Source organism: Sodalis sp. dw_96 (assembly GCF_018449575.1).
Classification (GTDB): Bacteria; Pseudomonadota; Gammaproteobacteria; order Enterobacterales; family Enterobacteriaceae; genus Acerihabitans.
The window spans coordinates 348,415-366,274 of the sequence record NZ_JAAVUT010000003.1 but is presented as its reverse complement, the minus strand read 5'-3'; the positions used below and the strand labels follow the sequence as shown (position 1 = coordinate 366,274).

Below are 17,860 nucleotides of genomic sequence, written 5' to 3'. Positions count from 1 at the left end.
CGGTTAGTCCCTCCCTACGCGAGTGGTATCGTCACGCTGGGCGTTCGCTTTGCGCTGATCCATGATGGAACCGGAAGTGCCGATATCCGCAGGCGCGGGTTCCACCGTTCCGCCGGTGGAAAGGGCCGGTAGCCGCAACAGGCTATCCGTGGAGGTATCCTTGGGAACGTTCGACGGCGCCGGGGCATTGCGCAGCATCTGATCCAACGGCAGTACCATCACGTTGTTGCCGCCCTTGTTGTCGTTTACCAGGATTTTACGCGTATGGCTTAATAACCGCTCCATCGAGTCGATATACAAACGCTGGCGGGTAATCTCCGGCGCGGCTTTGTATTCAGGCAGCAATTTGGCGAAGCGCTGTACTTCACCCTGCGCTTCCAGCACGGTACGGGTGCGGTAGGCGCGACCTTCTTCAAGGATACGCTGCGCCTGGCCGTTAGCCCGCGGCTGAACCTCGTTGGCATACGCCTCGGCCTCACGAATATACTGCTGTTCGTTTTCCCGGGCGGCGATGGCATCATCAAACGCGGCCTTCACTTCATCAGGGGGACGCGCCGCCTGGAAGTTCACATCCAGCAGCGTGATGCCCATATCGTAAGGATGGATGGTTTCTTCCAATACCCGCTGCGTATCGCTGCGCACCACGGTACGTCCTTCGGTCAGGATGCGATCCATGGTGTACTTGCCGATAACGCCCCGCAAGGCGCTGTCGGTGGCCTGGCGCAGGCTGTCATCCGCATCGGTCACGCTGAACAGATAGCGTTCCGGGTCGGTGACGCGGTACTGCACGTTCATTTCCACGCGCACCACATTTTCATCGGCGGTGAGCATGATACCCGAGGCCGCCAGCTCGCGGACCGACTCAACGTTGACCGCAATGACATGATCGACAAAAGTGGGTTTCCAGTTCAGGCCCGGCTGCACCAGCCGGTCGAATTTTCCGAAGCGCGTGACCACACCGCGTTCCGCTTCTTTAATGGTATAGAAGCCGCTGCCGGCCCAAATCGCCACCACCACCACCGCGGCCAGTCCGATGTAACGCCCGCCATGGCCGGGACTCTTGGTCCCGCCGGTACCCTCCGGGTTTTTATTGCCTCCGCCAAACCCGCTTATTTTTTTACTGAGCTTACGGAAGATATCGTCCAAATCTGGAGGTCCTTGTTCACGCCCGCCTTTATTATTATTTCCGCCAGAGTTGCCGCTATTATTGCTGCTCCCCCACGGGTCGCGGTCATGTCCGTTATTACCGGGCTGATTCCACGCCATGTTTTAGCTCCATATTCTTAATGTGTTTTCTTCAGGCTTTGAGTCCCAAAGGACGATCAGACAAGATAGTCCACCAACTCATTCTCTTGCTTGCACAGGCGACGCCAATCGATGAGCGGCAATCTGACCAGCAGTCCGACGCTGCCGTCGTCCTCAATCCATTCTTTTTCAATTGCCTGAAGCTGGTAAAAACGGCTGCGTAAACGTCCGGCCTGCGGGGGCAAACGCAGCTCATGCTGCGCAATCTCACCCGACAAGCGTTCGGTCAGCGCCTGGAAAAGCAACGGGATCCCTTCTCCGGTTTCGGCGGACAGCCATACTCGTACCGGTAAGTTATCCTCGTCTCGATCGATACGCGCAACAAAATCATCCAGCATATCAATTTTATTCATGATCAGCAGGACCGGCACATCGTCCGCTTCGATTTCTTCCAACACCATATCCACCGCGGCGATATTTTCCTGGCCGCGGCTATCCTGAGCATCGACGATATGCAGCAACAGCGTGGCTTCACGCGTCTCTTGCAAGGTGGCTTTAAACGCCGCCACCAGGTCATGGGGCAAATGCCGGATAAAACCTACGGTATCCGCCAGAACCGTGTCGCCCACATCGCCGACTTCGATGCGCCGGAGGGTCGGGTCCAGCGTGGCGAACAGCTGATCGGCGACATACACTTCCGCTTGGGTAAGCCGGTTGAACAGTGTGGATTTACCGGCATTGGTATAGCCTACCAGCGATACCGTGGGAACGTCGGCGCGATTCCTGGCCCGGCGTCCTTGCTCCCGCTGTTTTTCCACCCGTTCGAGACGGGAAAGTATCAGGGTAATCCGGTTGCGTAACAGACGGCGGTCGGTTTCAAGCTGGGTTTCACCCGGCCCGCGCATACCTATACCGCCTTTCTGCCGCTCAAGATGGGTCCATCCCCGCACCAGACGCGTGGCAAGATGGCGCAACTGAGCCAGCTCCACCTGCAATTTACCCTCATGGGTACGAGCACGCTGTGCGAAGATATCCAAAATCAGCCCGGTACGATCAATGACCCGGCATTGGCATAAGCTCTCGAGATTGCGCTCTTGAGCCGGAGATAATGCATGATCGAAAAGTACGACAGACGCACCACTGGTTTTAACCGCTTCCGCGATTTCTTCAGCTTTTCCTTCTCCGACAAAATACTTGGGGTGTGGGGCCTTGCGGCTCCCGGTTATAACATGCAACGCTTCCACCCCGGCGGAAGACACCAGCGATTCAAACTCCTGAAGATCTTCCATGTCTTTGTCTTGCGAGAAAAAAATGTGAACCAGTATGGCCTGCTCACCGGTATCATAACGGTCAAACAAGCGTACAACCTCTCAAACGGATAAACCGCAGTTATAACGGAGCCTTAGCGCCGAAATACACGCTAAAGCACCGCGAAATGGTCAAGCCGGATGCGCCTTATTCGACGTCATCAGTTTCCAACGGCTGCGCAGGCGCCGAAGGATTGCTGCCATGATGGTAATTGCTGGCACTACTGCTACTACTTGTTGCCGGATTGTTATTGTGATGCGACACCGCACGCGATGGTACTACAGTAGAAATGGCATGCTTATAAACCATCTGACTAACCGTGTTTTTTAACAAAATGACGAACTGGTCAAATGACTCAATCTGGCCCTGCAATTTGATACCATTCACCAAATAAATAGAAACCGGAACCCTTTCCCGACGCAATGCGTTCAAGAACGGATCTTGCAAAGATTGCCCCTTAGCCATTCTATCTTTTCCTTATGTGCTTGTTGTTTGTAACAAGAACCATGTGGCTCTAAAATAAACGATGTAAAAAAAAGCGCGTTCAGTACTTACCAATTGTACACAATCACCCAACCTATGCACTAACAACCTGTAATACCTTGTCTAAAGCAGCGAGGGGCTTGTCACTATCGAGCCAGTGAACTGAAGGCCAGCCGCGTAACCACGTCATTTGACGCTTGGCCAACTGCCGGGTTGCACATATCCCGCGATATATCATTTCATCGTAATCGATTTCACCCGATAAATATGACCACATCTGGCGATAACCAACGCTCCGGATGGACGGCAGATCCTTATGCAAACCACCCCGCAGGAAAAGTACCCTGGCTTCCTGCTCAAAACCGGCCGCCAACATCTGATGAAAACGTTGCTCGATACGCTGGTGCAACAGCTGGCGATTTTCTGGCGCAATCGCAAACTGGTGAACACGGTACGGCAAGGCTTCACCTGAAGTTTTAGTCAGTTCCGTAAGAGTTTTACCTGAAACGAAAAAAACTTCCAGTGCTCTGGAGAGTCTCTGGGGATCATTCGGATGAATACGAACCGCCGACACGGGATCAATCTCCTGCAATAGACGGTGCAATACCTCCCATCCTTTGTTCTGTGCATCCCGCAGAATACGCTCCCGCACTTCAGGGTCCGCTGGGGGCAAGGGGGATAAACCCTCCAGAAGCGCCTTGAAGTAGAGCATCGTTCCACCTACCAATAACGGCACACGTCCCGCCGCGGTGATGTCTGCCATGGCGGCCAGCGCATCACGGCTGAAATCCGCAGCCGAATAGGCCTGCTCCGGATCCCGGATATCAATCAAGCGGTGCGGCGCCATCGCCAGTTCGTCTTTACCGGGCTTTGCCGTGCCGATATCCATACCGCGATAGATCAACGCCGAATCGACGCTGATAATCTCCACCGGTAATCGCCGGCGAAGTGCTATCCCCAGACCGGTTTTACCCGAAGCGGTGGGCCCCATAAGGAAAATAGCCTGCGGCAGAGGCGTATCGGTAACGTCAGTCATGGTTCAGGGCCTCAATGGCGGCCTCAAGATCAAGTAACACCAAAAGCTCTCCGGGCGGGGCTTTTACCCACTGAGGGCAAAGCCGCTCGACCTCGGCGAGTAACTGTATGGCCTGGGAAAGGCTCCAGGCACGCTCTTCACTGTTCAACTGGCGGGCAATCCAGGCAGCGATTTCATTACAGGTGATGATTTCTCTATCTGACAGATAGCCTAACAGTTCGGGAATCAAGTTTTGTAAATTTTGTTGGCGTAATGGTAAAGGTACGCCATTTACCGTTGCCTGCCGCTGATTAACCTGTAACTGAATCCCCAGTTCTTCCAATAACGGCTGGTGCCGGCGGAACGCCTCCGCCTCCGGTTCCTTAAGCGTTAAGCGCAGGGGAATAAGCAGCGGCTGCGCCCGTAACGCCTCGCCGTCCGGGGTAAGCTGTTTTTGTTTCAGACAGCGCTCCGCCACCGGTAACGAAATCAGCGCCAGGCGTTGGCGGAATTCAACCAGGGCGAAGCAAGGCGGGTAAACGGTAAGCACCCGGCCGAAACTCTGGACATCGTCGCCGGCGGCCGCCCCGGCTGTTGATGCGGACGGAGCGGGTTGAATCAGGCGCCGGTAAAGTTCGCCCTCTTTCTTTTGATACCCGGCGCCGGCATGGTAATCGGCAGCCCGTTCACGCATCTGGCCGGACCGGGACCCCGGCTCGCCGCCGTTAACCCGGTCAATTCCGGATGACGGCTTATATTGCGCCGCCTGCAACAGCTCGCCGTCGTTCCCGCCTTCAATACCGGACGCCAGCTTATATCGCGCGGGCATCTTGCCGACGCTTCCGCGACCGCTATCGGACAACGGGTTGTATTGCCGGGCCTGCATCGGCTTATCCGCGCCGGATGGCGGAACCGGATGCGGCGACGAGGGATGGTCAAAAAGGTTTTTCCCCGCCGCGACGCGATTTTCCGGCACCCGGTGCGGGGCGGCGACATCGGCGGTTAAAGGCAATTCCGGCTTGTCCGACCGTTGAATGACGGCAATCACCGCCTGGTAGATAAAATCATGCACCAGACGCGACTGGTGAAACCGGACTTCCTGCTTGGTGGGATGGACATTCACATCCACCTGATGAGGATCCACCTCGAGATAAAGCACAAACGCCGGCTGCGCCACGTCGGACAATTGTTCCTGATACGCTTGGCGAATGGCGTGATTAATCAGCTTGTCGCGCATCATCCGTTGATTGACATAACAATATTGCATTTCAGGCAGTTCGCCCGTTGCGGCGGGATCCGCCACCCAGCCGCGAATACGGAGATCGCCGTGTTGCCAGGAGACCTCCAGGGCCTTCTGCACGAAGGCCGGTCCGCACAGGCTGCTTAAGCGCCGCAAATTCTGGCTTTCCTGCGTCACCCCGCGATATTGGCGAACCGGTTTACCGTTATGCTGCAAGGTGAAGGTCACATCAAAGCGCGCCAGCGCGATGCGTTTTACCACTTCGTCAATATGCGCAAACTCTGTTTTCTCGGTGCGCATGAACTTACGGCGAGCCGGCGTATTGTAAAACAGATCCAGCACTTCCACCGTTGAGCCCACCGGATGTGCCGCCGGTTTGAGGGTCACAGCCATATCGCGGCCTTCGGCGTAGGACTGCCATGCTTCGGTTTGCGCTTCGGTACGCGAGGTCAGGGTCAGCCGCGAGACCGAACTGATACTGGCGAGCGCTTCTCCGCGAAATCCCAGGCTGATAATAGCCTCGAGATCGTCCAACGTGGCGATTTTACTGGTGGCGTGGCGTGCCAGCGCCAGCGCCAGGTCATCCTTGCCGATGCCGCAACCGTTATCCCTGATGCGGATAAGACGGCTGCCGGCCCGTTCTATCTCGATATCGATACGCGTCGCGCCCGCGTCCAGACTGTTCTCCACCAATTCCTTCACCACCGACGCGGGCCGTTCGACCACCTCACCGGCGGCGATCTGATTGGCGAGCTGTGGCGGCAGTACCCGGATAGGCATGGCGGCGAATATCCTCAGTGTTAAACGGGTGAAAAATCAGGGTCTGTCCCGACAGGACGTTTTTTGTGTTTTTCCCACGCCCCCGATCCTATCATTTTTGACACCCTATTTGGCGGAATCACGCACCGTGGCGGAAGATTTACGCATCCGCGCCGCCTGGGTCCGTTGCTCCGCCGCCCCGGCGGGGATTTTAAGCCGCTGACCGACCCATACAACGTCCCTTTTCAGATGATTGAGCTCACGCAGCGCCGCCATGCTCACGCCGTAGCGGCTGGCTATGCCCGACAGCGTCTCGCCGCGCTGGACTACATGACGGCTGGCGGCCGCCGGCGGCATATGACGGCCCGGAGGGTCGGCGGGCACCACGCCGGCGGTGGATTGCGACACTGCCTGGGCGCCGCTGGCGCCAGCATCCGCCGCCGAGGCGATACCCTGCGGACGATTTTCCATTTTGGGGCCGTTTTGCAGCGGGTGCGCCGAGAAATAGGCGCGCAAGCCCAGATAAATGGCCTGGGCTATTTTGTCCTGGTACGCCCCGCTGCCCAACAGCCGTTCTTCGTTGGCATTACTGATAAAGCCGGTTTCCACCAATAAAGAAGGAATATCCGGAGAACGCAACACGCCGAGACTGGCGTATTCCGGCCGGGTTTTATGCAGCGAACCCACGTTGCGCAGCTGTCTTAACACACGGGTGGCAACATCGTAGCCGACCCGCTGTGAATGGCCGAATTGCAAATCCAGCACCGCCTGGCTGAGGTACGGATCCGATGAACTATTGGCCAACAGGTCTCCCGCCCCGCCCAACAGCTCCGATTGTTTCTCATGTTGCTCCAGCCAGTTGGCCATTTCGCTGTTGGCCCGGCGGTTGGACAATACCCATACCGACGCGCCGGTGGCGCTGCGATTGGGCGCCGCATCCGCATGGATGGACACCAGGACGCTGGCGCCCTGCTTGCGGGCCACATCCGAGCGCCCCATAACCGAAATGAAATAATCGCCGTCACGGGTTAACGCCGGCCTGAACATCGGGTCCTGGTCCAACAGTCCTTTCAATCGACGGGCAATGGCAATGGTGACATTTTTCTCCATCAAACCGTTTTGCCCGATTGCACCGGGATCCTGCCCGCCGTGCCCGGCATCGATAGCCACCACCACCTGATCGCTTTGGGCCACGGCCCGGCGCGGCGGACGGGCATTATGGGTCAACAGCGGATTGTCTTCCACCGGCAAGGCATTGATTTGATTTCTCGATGATGAGGCCGCCCTCGGCGCGGGTTCGGGCACCGCACGGCTGATACGGGCGGTGTTGGCGGGACGGGGGGAAGTCACCGTGACCACCACGTTATAATGCCCGTTGCTCTGCTCAATGGCGGCCCGTGCCCGGGATTTCCGGGTCAGATCAAACACCAGGCGGATACTCTGGGCATCGGGAGCCTGGCTGGTACGAATGCGCCGGATGATATTCTGGCCGTTGAAGTCCAGAGGCAATCCTTGCGGCGGCATGCTCTGACGGACATCCACCACCACCCGCTCAGGATCGTGCAGCGAGAAAAAGGCGTAAACCGGCTGTTCGCCGAAACCCAGGGTGACCGTAGATTGCTCTGCGCCGTTGGTCACATTGATATCGGTAAGATTTGCCGCGACAACCCGACCTGTCAGACACAATAAAACGATAACCAAAACCATCCTGATTTTAAGTATCATTTATGGGATTCCCGCCATGACGCCAACTGCGCCACTATCCCGGTGGCCTTTGCGGACCGGGGTTCCACCTGAGCCTGCCTGCCCGTTGCCGTATAGGCGAGCGTCAGCGCGATATCGGCATCCGGCAGGATGCCTTCGCCCTTCTGCGGCCACTCCACCAGACACAGGGTGTCTTGCCGGAAATAATCGCGCACGCCCATGAATTCAAGCTCTTCCGCATCAAGGAGCCGGTAAAGATCAAAATGATAAACGGTTCCGGACGGCAGATCATAAGGCTCTACCAGAGTATAAGTGGGACTTTTCACATTGCCCTGGTATCCCAACGCACGCAGAAAACCACGACAGAGCGTGGTTTTACCGGCACCCAAATCCCCATAAAGATAAATCACGCATGATTGTGGGCAGGCAGTGGCTAGAGCAGCCCCTAATGCGATGGTTGCCGTTTCGTCCGGCAAAGGTAGTACACATTTTTCCATGTCTGATTTCTATTTCTGCTTTTTAGGCGCTACGTTCAGGATTAACAAATCGGTATAACGCGGGCAATAAATCCGTGGCCAGCATGCCCCGCGTGCCTTTTACAGCCGCCAGCCAATCGGCGGTCGCACCGTGGATAACACAGCCGGCGCACGCAGCATCATATAACGAGAGCTTTTGCGCCAGCAAACCGCCGATGATACCCGAGAGCAGATCGCCCATGCCCCCTGAGGCCATGCCGGCATTGCCCACATCGGCAATGGCCGTTTGCCCCCCGGCATCGGTAATCAGCGTGCCGGCGCCTTTGAGCACCACCACGCCGCCATAACGTTTTGCGATATTTGCAGCAGCAAGGAAGCGGTCACTTTCCACCACGCCGACTTTGCTGTTCAGCAAGCGTGCGGCCTCACCTGGATGGGGTGTGACGATACGATTGTGACGTTTCTGCGGATTTATTGCCAGCAAGTTCAGCGCATCGGCGTCCCATAACATGGGTTTATCGTAATTTTCCGCGATGCGCAGCGCATTTTTTCCCCACTCCGACTGCCCCAGCCCCGGTCCTATCACAATGACATCCGCCCATTCCAGGCCCTGGCGCAGCGACTGGTCATTCAAAGGCTCTACCATGAGCTCCGGCCGTGCGGTGAGCAGAGAGCCCACATTTTCCTCGCGAGTGAGCACTCGCACCAAGCCCGCGCCGGCGCGCAACGCCGCCTCACCGGTCATGCGGATGGCGCCGGATAACCCGCGATCGCCGCCGATAATCACTAAACGGCCATTGTCTCCTTTATGGGCGCAGGGATCGCGCGGCTGCAGCCAGCGGGTCAGCTGGGCGGCGGTCAGCCGTTCCAGCACGGGGGTTTGTTGTTGCAACCAGTGCCCCAGTCCCAGATCGTCATAGTGTAGCCTACCGGTGACGCTGCGAGCCTTGCCGGTGAGCAAGCCGGGTTTTAACGCGATAAACGTGACGGTGTGCGCCGCCTTGATGACCACCGACGGCGTCGCGCCGGTATCGGCGTTCAACCCCGAGGGAAGGTCGAGTGAAACCACCGGCGCGGCATGGGCGTTGGCCTTGTGGATAAGACCGATATAGGGTTCTCGCGGCGCGTCCCGCAGGCCGGTACCCAGCAGGCCGTCAACAATCACATCCACCTGTGGCGGCCAGGCTTCGTCGACGCCGCTCAGGCTACCGCCGGCGTCCAGCCACGCCTGCCGGGCCTGCCGTGCTTCATCGGGCAACGGTCGCTGACCCGGACACTCTATTACCGTCACCGCTTTGCCCTGCGCCGCGGCCAGACGGGCCACCACATACCCGTCACCGCCGTTATTGCCGTGCCCGGCCAAGATCAGGTAGCTGCGGGCAAAGGGATAACACCAGTCCAGGGTGCGCAAGGCGGCGGCACCGGCCTGTTCCATCAATTGATACAGCGACAGGCCGGCCAGTTTGGCCGCCTCCCCTTCCCATCCCCTCAGCCATTCCGCGGAATAGGCTGTATGTGGTAAACTTGCATTGCTTGTCTTATTCATACGGTCCGCCATGTCATACCCTTTCGATCTGATAGAATTAGCCCGGCTCATCAAGCAGTGGGGACTGGCACTCGGTTTTCAACAGGTCGGTATCTGCGATACCGATCTTGCCGCCCATGAACCCGAGCTGCAAGCCTGGCTGGACAATCATTATCACGGTGATATGGAGTGGATGGCCCGCCACGGTATGCTGCGCGCCCGCCCGCAGGAACTCCTGCCCGGCACCCTGCGCGTCATCAGCGTCAGAATGAATTACCTGCCCGCCAATGCCGCCTTTGCCCGCACATTGAAAAATCCCCGCTTAGGTTATGTTAGTCGTTATGCGCTGGGACGCGACTATCACAAGGTATTGCGTCATCGACTTCAACAGTTGGGCAATAAAATTCGCGAATGGTGCCAAGAGGTTCAATTTCGCCCCTTTGTAGACTCGGCGCCGATAATGGAACGTCCGCTGGCGGCCAAGGCCGGGATCGGCTGGGTAGGTAAACACTCACTTATACTAAACCGGGAAGCCGGGTCCTGGTTCTTTCTCGGCGAATTGCTCATTGATTTACCCCTGCCCGTGGACCAGCCGCAGCAGGATCAGTGCGGACGCTGTGTCGCCTGCATGACCGCTTGCCCCACCGGGGCCATTGTCGCGCCCTATACCGTCGACGCACGCCGCTGTATCTCCTACCTCACCATTGAACTGCCGGGGGAAATCCCCGAGGCACTGCGCCCGCTTATCGGCAATCGAATCTATGGTTGCGATGACTGCCAGCTGATTTGCCCGTGGAATCGTTTTTCTTCATTAACCGACGAAAAGGACTTCAGTCCGCGCGCGGCGCTGCATTCTCCGGAACTGCTGGTTCTGTTCAAATGGGATGAAGCCACGTTTTTGCGCGCCACGGAGGGCTCACCCATACGCCGGATCGGCCACTGGCGATGGTTGCGCAACATCTCCGTTGCCTTGGGCAACGCGCCTTATGAGGAAAGCATCGTCCTTGGTCTGCAAGAACGTCTGGGTGAAGATGCCCTATTGGATAAACATATTACCTGGGCGATAAAGCAACAATGGCAACAGAGGGAAGCCGCAACGGTTAACGTGCAGTCGGCTGGACAACGGCGATTGATTAATGCAATTGAAAAAGGATTGGTGCGCGATGCCTGAAAATGTGCGTTTGAAAACTGCTGGCACGCAAGAGAATATCTGTCTGTGGATAAAATAAAAAAACCTTTGACAATCAACTGACACAAAAAAGACAAGCAATACACAAAAAGTTTTTTTCAAAAAAAACCGTCTACATTACAACGCGCTAAAATCTTATGTAGCCGCCATCACGATTTTGGAAAAAATATTATTGCCTAGTAGAACTGTGGATAAGTCTGTTTAAAACCTATTTTTGATCAGTGCGGACAATCGTTAAGGCATAAAATAGCATTAAGATTGTCAATAGGATATTTCTTAGTACCATCCCATGAAGGCATACTTTTATTGTCGGCCTACTCCCTTGAAAGCGTGGGGGTTTTCCAAGGCCAATAAAACCGGGGAGGGCATTATCCTTCAGTTTCATACCGCAGGCAAGCCGGATTTGCATAAAAACATGGCAAAAATTTGCAACAAGGGTAATGCGCCGCTAAAACATAAGCAGCCCTGCTGTTTAGTCAACAAGCGTAGCGTAAAAATCAACATTGCGCCAAGGCCGAAAACATAATCTCCCTCATAAGAATTTATGAGTCGCAAGTCACCGACATGAGGGGTGTCGGCAACGTTAAGATTAACGAGCCCTAATGTTTTTTTTTCAACAGGAGGCGCCATGGCTTGTCAACACTCCGGCGTTACCCTACTGCCGGAAGAACCCGACAATCTCCCTTGCCCGGACTCGAGGGCATACTTATCCATACCCTGAGGAATGTTATCGCCGGCCCGCCAGACCACCGGGAATGCCGGGCAGTCCAACCCACCGCCGTTTCCCGGACCGTCTCGGGCCGGCTCGGGGGGAGACATCTTCCCGCTACGGCGTCGAAACACCGCGTCGTCACCGGTCCAGCGCGTGGACAGCACCCGTCGCGGCAGCGGGGTAAAATTGCCGGCGGCGCCATGCAGCGTCAAGCCGTGAAACACCAGACAGTCGCCGGGCTCCAGCGACCAGCGAAGGATGCGGTAGTCGTCGCGACGCCCTTCAATATCCGGCAGGATTTCCCATTGTTCATTATCGCCGGAACGCAGCTCGCCGGTGGCGAACACCTGCGGACGGAACCATTTTCCCCAGCGGTGGGAACCGGCAACGAATTCCAGCGCGGTTTCATTGGCCACCGCGTCAATGGGCAGCCAAAGAGTGCAAAAATCCTTGCCGTCCACCGGGCTGTAGGGTTGATCCTGGTGCCAGAGCGTACGTTGCGACGCGCCGGGTGATTTGGACAGTACATGGTCGTGCAGGAAATTGATTTTGGACGATCCCATCAGGGCGGCGGCAATCTCTTTCGCCGGCGAATGAAAGACAAAATCCTGGAAGGGCGCGATGCGCCGCCAGTTGTCGCTGTCCTGAAAAAATGTCTTGGTGTCGGGGTCGGTATAACGGCCGTGATCGCTGGGAGACGCGATATTATCACTTATGCCCTGTTCAACGATATCCAGCCAGCGGCGGGAGAACGCGCCATGGATAATAACCGCGCCGTCCCGTGCGAATGCCTCTTTGTCATCGGGGGAAATATCAATCATCGTATCTCCATGGGAAATATACCCTGGATAATTCAAATTGCGGGAAAGCCACCGCGCCTGCAACCAGAAGTATGTCGGGTATATTCCGCGCTATCAGACTGCTGACAAACGTACTCGGAGTTAATAAGGAGGGACAGGCTGCCAGAAGAGTAAACCGTCCGCGCCAGGGACGGCGCGGATCGAGCCCCCAGGGAGGGGTTCACGGCGTGTTTACGATCTGGCAGCCTGTCTCGACCGGGCACTTTGTCAACAAGCTCGTATATCGGAATAATTTTCCGCTAATATTTTATATTCAGACCTTTTCCGGATTCCAACGACCCGGGAATTCCTGGCCGCCCAACTGGCGATTATAAAACATGCCGAGATACCAGGGGAAATATTGATAAGACCAGGCGCACAGCCGATTGCCGTACTTCAGGAATGCCCGCAGCAATTCCTGGACTTCTTCTTTACTTTTCGCCGCGGCGATGGCGGGGCGCAACAAACCGGCGAACTCTTCCAGCTTATATAATCCGCTGACGCCAAGGTAGCTGGAGTAAGGCACATCAAATTCATTTAATGTTGTGGAAAAGTCCTCAAGGGACAGGCTTTTGCTCAAGGTCAGCAACGGATACATGGTATACATAATATAATCACGCAGCATGCCGTTGGCGAAATCCCAGGCGGTAAAGTATTGTCCGTAGGTACCGGTTGATTCCACGCGACCCAGGCGAATGTCCCGCAGATCCTCAGGTTCGGTTAACGCGATGCGTTCGGCTTCGGCTAAAAAGGTTTTCGCCACCTCGGAGGTCACATTAACGGCTTTCGGCACGCCGGGGTGGGCCTGTTTATCATGGGCCGAGACTTCAACGAACAATAAATCCTTTTGCCAGAAAAGATTATTCCACACCGCCTTACCCACATCGGGCAACAAATGGCAATATTCTTGCAGTACCTGTCCCAGCACCGGTTGTGCCAGCGGTTCCAATCCCACGCCGTACTGGATGGACATTTTATTGCCGGTTGACTGGGAATAACGCAGCCGCCCCACCGGGCAATCGGTTATCAATTCACGGTGATGCACCGGCGCGCTGCTGACAATCGGCGTCCAGGCATACATGGACGCGCCCGATACCACCGGATGCGCCTGCAAAATTTTAAACGGCAAATGTTGCCAGAACTCTTCACACAGCTCCGGGTTTTTTTCATCATTTAATTCAGCCACCACGGTCACACCCAGGGATGGCCAGCTAATATCGATCAAACGTCCCATTATCTTTCCTCATCAGTCATTACTTCATGGTCTTTTTACCTGCCGTCCGACGCCGTCATATTTTATGCAAAACTTTATTCAAAAATATTTTCGTACGGGGATTATCCGGCGCGGTGAATATTTTTTGCGGTGGTCCTTTTTCAATAATCTCGCCGCCGTCCATAATCACCACCTGGTCGGCGACATTGCGGGCGAACTCCATTTCGTGGGTTACGACTATCATGGTCATCCCTTGGGATGCCAGGCCCTGCATAACGCTCAATACTTCACCCACCATTTCCGGATCCAAGGCGCTGGTGGGTTCATCAAATAACATCACTTCCGGATTCATTGCCAATGCACGGGCAATGGCGACGCGTTGCTGCTGGCCGCCGGATAATTGCGAGGGATAGTGCATGAGCTTATCTTCCAGCCCGACCCGGGCCAATAATTCGGTCGCCCGGCGTTCCGCCAGCTGCTTATCCTGATGCAAAACGCTTACCGGCGCCTGCATCACATTCTCCAGGGCGGTCATATGGGGGAACAGATTAAAGCGTTGAAACACCATGCCGATCCTGCGGCGCAGCATGGCGATATTTTTCTCGCTGTCCTCAATCAGCCGGTCGTTCTTCAACCGGTAACCAATCAGGCTGCCTCCTACATGAATCGTGCCTTGCTGGATTTTTTCCAGGTGATTGATACAGCGAATCAGCGTGGTTTTACCGGAGCCCGACGGGCCGATAATCACTAATGTTTCACCGGTTTTCACCGTTAACGACACATGGCGCAAAACCGGCGTATCGCCATAGAATTTCATTACATCCCGACAAACCACCGCATCGGACGGCGTAGACAATTCGCTATGACTCATCGGCCAACTCCACCAGCTGATTTGTTGATGTGGTTTTGCGACGTTTGACATTTTTTGCTGATAAATGCCGGCTCATATTTCTTTCCAGCAACATCTGAATAAGTGTCCAGGCGGCGGTCAACAATAAATAGTATACCGACACGCCCAAATAGACTTCGAAGGTCATAAATGTCGCCGCCTGCAGCTGCTCAGCGACGCGGAACATTTCCGACACGCCGATAATACTTAACAACGCGGTGGTTTTAAGCATGTTATTAAATTGGTTGCCCAAGGCGGGAAATATGACCGGGATAGTTTGCGGCAAAATGATTTTTCGCATCAATAATCCAGGGGTCATACCCAGCGCTTTGGCCGCTTCCGATTGGCCCTGGTCGATGGAAATAATTCCCGAGCGGGTAATCTCGCTCATATAGGCGGCCTCATGCAGGCCAAATGAGAATATACCTGCAACCAGCGCGCCGGAAACTGCCAGCGGCCCCAGGGTTAATTCTGCCGGAAAGAGATCAAAGCCCAATAAATACGGCAGACCGAAATAGATCAATACCAGCTGAACCAATACCGGGGTGCCGCGAAAAAACCAGATATAAAGCTGGTTCAATGACCGGAACATTAAAAAGCGGCTCATTCCGGCTACCGCCAGCAATATGCCCAGCGCCATGCCGATGACTTGAGCGACGATGGCGGCAATAACGGTCAATACCAGCCCTTCCAATAAAACGGGTTGTGGATGAAACACAAAATTAAGGAAAAAACCCGTATTGAATTGCAGCTGAATATGTGTAAACACGTTGTTTTCCTCACCGAACGAATGTCATGACCGCTTAATCAGCACAGGGGTGGCTGCTGGTACAGAGGTCGACGCCATTCTCGATACCCCATTTTTTAACGATTTTCGTCATTGCCCCGGATGCGTTCAATTCATCTATACCGGCCTGAACGGCCTGTCGCAGGGGGGTATTGTTTTTGAGCGTGGCGATGACCCAGGTCTTGGCGGGCACCGGCATGTCCACGGTCTGAAATTTATTCGGCGCTTTGGACATGTAGAAATTGATCACCACATTATCACCCACCATGGCGTCCGCCCGTCCCAGCATCAAATCACGGAAGGCGGCGACATTGGTGCCCAGGGAGACCAGGGTAATGCCGGGTCTGCCTTCTTTAACCAACTGGTCGCTGAACTGTTTAACCACCGTTTCGTTGCGGCTGCCCAGCAATGCGGCCACCCGCCGCCCGGAGAGATCTTCAAAGGTGTGGAACTTAAGCGGATTACCCTTGGTCACCAGCAGTCCGGATTTCACCCGCCAGTAATCAATCAGCCCGTAGCGTTGGGCGCGTTCCGGGGTTTTACCCAGGCTTGCCATCACCAGATCGCATTTGCCTGTGTCCAATGCGGCAAAGATGCCGGAAAATTGATAGTTATCAATATGCGTTTTGACTCCCATCAAGGGACCCAGCGCGTTCATGATATCCACCGCGACGCCGCTGGGGGTCTTACCGTCCTCCGCCATGCCTTCGGCGGGCGGGTTTTCCAGGTCGGAACAAAAAGTCAGCTGCCCCTTGGCTTTAATATCCGCCGGGGCGGTTACCGCTGAAAATGCGAATTGTGATGCCATGGACAGCGACATGCACAGCGCCGCGCCGATTATCAATTGTTTTTTAGCCACCCTATTCTCCCGCAGATCTTGTTCGCATTTATAACGATTGTTTTATGAGAATGGCATCCTGGCGATTAACACTTCCGTAACTCATTATCAGCAACATACAGCCCGCTTGGCCGGTCGTCAATATATGTATATACAAATAAGATTATTGTATGGTTAAAAATCAAAAAAACTGCCATAAATTTATTTAAATTATTGATATATATCTAAATAAATGAATATTTCATATCTGTACCTATCTATGTATGACGAATATTCAATGCGAGATCCCGGCGGAATCAGCGGAAAAGAGCCGGACAATAGGCAATATGGCGGAGGATGTGGGATGGCGGGAGGCTACGGGGAAGCGGTGGAACGGGGAAAATGAGCGGCTATCGGGAATAAGGCGTCAGTTATCCCGCTAATCGAGCCTCTGCAAAGCAATGATGCATGCTCGCCATCGACCCGCTGGCAACTCGCCGGGCCCCGGCCGAGGTTCTTAAACCGTTGCTCCCGGGATAACCTTGACCACCGTCTATTGGGCCGGGTTCGGGCCGGGCCCGAAGCGCACCAGAAAGCGGTGCCGCTCGCCGGGATAGATAAGACGCACAAACGTGATCAATTCACCCGACAGCCAGGTTCGGCGCGCAATGGAGATACAGGCGGTGCCTGGGGAGACGGATAATTGCCTGGCCAGCACATCGTCGGCGGAAATGGCGCGCAAGGAGTGTTCGCCTTCGGACCAGGGGATATTGCTCAGTAACCAGCTTCCCGGCGGAATATCGGTAAATTCCTCTTCCGCCGCTTCGGGCACCACCGCCAGATTTATCTGGCGTGCTTCCAGGGCGAACGGCAGATTATCGGCGTAATGCATCACATCAATGCATAACATGCGCGCATTGACGGGGATACCGATATGGGTGGCTTCCACCGCATCGGTGATGGTACGAATGCCGCGATACAGCAGCGTAAAGCTATACATACCGTCGGTTGCCAGCACCTCGGCGCGGATATCCTGAATAGCCAACAGCGGTTCTTCCACCCTCGGCATCGCCACAAAGGAGCCTTTCCTGCGCTTGCGTACAATCATCCCCGCCGCCACCAGCGTTGAAAGCGCCTTGTTTACCGTCATGCGGGAGCAGTTATAGATCTCCATCAACGCCTGTTCCGTAGGGACACGATCGCCGGGATGCCACTCATTGCTCAGAATTTTATTTTTGATATCGCTTTGAATACTCTGATGAATCGGCAAAGGTTTGACCCGGACGCGCCTGATGGTTTCGCTCTTGAACTCGGGTTCCGACAGTGACGCTTTGGTCGTATTGGGTCTATTTTGGTCCATAATGTCCCTTTTTCAATGGCTTGTAATATATGTATATACAAATGATAAGCGAATAGAGTCAACCAAACCAGTGCCCTTTTGCTAAAGCTCAACGTCCGCGCCAGACCGGCACGTCATGCGTTACTTCAGCTGATGGTGAAACATCCTACCACTTTTATCCGTTGTCAGGCGGTTCACAGCGCAGGCTTTTAGTCGGGTCAGGCATCTCTTTTTCTTATTCAACAACGTCCGCTAACACCCGCTATTTTTATGTATATACAAAATAAGATATCCCCTTGCGCCGGCCGTAAAGCCCTTCG

The 17,860-nt window shown here is 55.1% G+C and carries 16 protein-coding genes; 1 reads left to right on the top strand and 15 read right to left on the bottom strand.

The features are described from left to right. Nucleotides 1-3 precede the first annotated feature (3 nt). From hflK to nnr, 8 genes are all read right to left on the bottom strand, one after another. The gene (hflK, locus tag HB631_RS07120) at nucleotides 4-1,266 is read right to left on the bottom strand and encodes an FtsH protease activity modulator HflK (RefSeq protein WP_213990448.1); all 1,263 of its coding nucleotides are present in this window, start codon (nucleotides 1,264-1,266) and stop codon (nucleotides 4-6) included. Between the two features lie 56 nt (nucleotides 1,267-1,322). Next, complete coding sequence (hflX, locus tag HB631_RS07115; RefSeq protein WP_213990447.1) at nucleotides 1,323-2,603, bottom strand: ribosome rescue GTPase HflX; 1,281 nt, start codon at nucleotides 2,601-2,603, stop codon at nucleotides 1,323-1,325. Between the two features lie 97 nt (nucleotides 2,604-2,700). Then, the gene (gene hfq, locus HB631_RS07110; RefSeq protein ID WP_213990446.1) at nucleotides 2,701-3,018 is read right to left on the bottom strand and encodes an RNA chaperone Hfq; all 318 of its coding nucleotides are present in this window, start codon (nucleotides 3,016-3,018) and stop codon (nucleotides 2,701-2,703) included. Between the two features lie 112 nt (nucleotides 3,019-3,130). Continuing rightward, on the bottom strand, nucleotides 3,131-4,072 hold the full coding sequence (gene miaA / locus HB631_RS07105; protein ID WP_213990445.1) for a tRNA (adenosine(37)-N6)-dimethylallyltransferase MiaA: 942 nt from the start codon (nucleotides 4,070-4,072) through the stop codon (nucleotides 3,131-3,133). Continuing rightward, nucleotides 4,065-6,071 (bottom strand): DNA mismatch repair endonuclease MutL, encoded by a 2,007-nt coding sequence (gene mutL, locus HB631_RS07100; RefSeq protein ID WP_213990444.1) that lies wholly within the window; start codon nucleotides 6,069-6,071, stop codon nucleotides 4,065-4,067. Before mutL ends, miaA begins: the two co-directional genes overlap by 8 nt. 105 nt (nucleotides 6,072-6,176) lie before the next feature. Beyond that, nucleotides 6,177-7,775, bottom strand: a complete 1,599-nt coding sequence (gene amiB / locus HB631_RS07095) for an N-acetylmuramoyl-L-alanine amidase AmiB (protein WP_213990443.1) — start codon at nucleotides 7,773-7,775, stop codon at nucleotides 6,177-6,179. Further along, nucleotides 7,772-8,251, bottom strand: a complete 480-nt coding sequence (gene tsaE / locus HB631_RS07090) for a tRNA (adenosine(37)-N6)-threonylcarbamoyltransferase complex ATPase subunit type 1 TsaE (RefSeq protein WP_213990442.1) — start codon at nucleotides 8,249-8,251, stop codon at nucleotides 7,772-7,774. Before tsaE ends, amiB begins: the two co-directional genes overlap by 4 nt. Before the next feature lie 22 nt (nucleotides 8,252-8,273). Then, complete coding sequence (gene nnr / locus HB631_RS07085) at nucleotides 8,274-9,788, bottom strand: bifunctional ADP-dependent NAD(P)H-hydrate dehydratase/NAD(P)H-hydrate epimerase (RefSeq protein ID WP_213990441.1); 1,515 nt, start codon at nucleotides 9,786-9,788, stop codon at nucleotides 8,274-8,276. Between nnr and queG the strand changes: the two genes are divergently transcribed. Then, nucleotides 9,787-10,926 (top strand): tRNA epoxyqueuosine(34) reductase QueG, encoded by a 1,140-nt coding sequence (queG, locus tag HB631_RS07080; RefSeq protein ID WP_213990440.1) that lies wholly within the window; start codon nucleotides 9,787-9,789, stop codon nucleotides 10,924-10,926. The genes nnr and queG overlap by 2 nt on opposite strands. A 399-nt stretch (nucleotides 10,927-11,325) precedes the next feature. Here the strand turns inward: queG and HB631_RS07075 are convergent, their stop codons facing one another. The 7 genes from HB631_RS07075 to hutC form a co-directional block, all read right to left on the bottom strand. After that, nucleotides 11,326-11,574 (bottom strand): hypothetical protein, encoded by a 249-nt coding sequence (locus tag HB631_RS07075; protein WP_213990439.1) that lies wholly within the window; start codon nucleotides 11,572-11,574, stop codon nucleotides 11,326-11,328. Between the two features lie 6 nt (nucleotides 11,575-11,580). Continuing rightward, complete coding sequence (locus tag HB631_RS07070) at nucleotides 11,581-12,477, bottom strand: phytanoyl-CoA dioxygenase family protein (protein ID WP_213990438.1); 897 nt, start codon at nucleotides 12,475-12,477, stop codon at nucleotides 11,581-11,583. Nucleotides 12,478-12,769: 292 nt separating this feature from the next. After that, nucleotides 12,770-13,729 carry a hypothetical protein gene (locus HB631_RS07065; RefSeq protein WP_213990437.1) on the bottom strand — a complete coding sequence of 320 codons (960 nt, stop codon included), beginning with the start codon at nucleotides 13,727-13,729 and terminating at the stop codon, nucleotides 12,770-12,772. Nucleotides 13,730-13,784: 55 nt separating this feature from the next. Further along, entirely contained in the window at nucleotides 13,785-14,525 is a 741-nt protein-coding gene (locus tag HB631_RS07060) for an amino acid ABC transporter ATP-binding protein (RefSeq protein ID WP_255556866.1), read from the bottom strand. 43 nt (nucleotides 14,526-14,568) lie between these two features. After that, the gene (locus tag HB631_RS07055; protein WP_213990435.1) at nucleotides 14,569-15,366 is read right to left on the bottom strand and encodes an amino acid ABC transporter permease; all 798 of its coding nucleotides are present in this window, start codon (nucleotides 15,364-15,366) and stop codon (nucleotides 14,569-14,571) included. A gap of 34 nt (nucleotides 15,367-15,400) precedes the next feature. Beyond that, nucleotides 15,401-16,243, bottom strand: a complete 843-nt coding sequence (locus HB631_RS07050; protein ID WP_213990434.1) for an ABC transporter substrate-binding protein — start codon at nucleotides 16,241-16,243, stop codon at nucleotides 15,401-15,403. Between the two features lie 511 nt (nucleotides 16,244-16,754). Continuing rightward, on the bottom strand, nucleotides 16,755-17,561 hold the full coding sequence (gene hutC / locus HB631_RS07045; RefSeq protein WP_213990433.1) for a histidine utilization repressor: 807 nt from the start codon (nucleotides 17,559-17,561) through the stop codon (nucleotides 16,755-16,757). Between the last annotated feature and the right edge of the window lie 299 nt (nucleotides 17,562-17,860).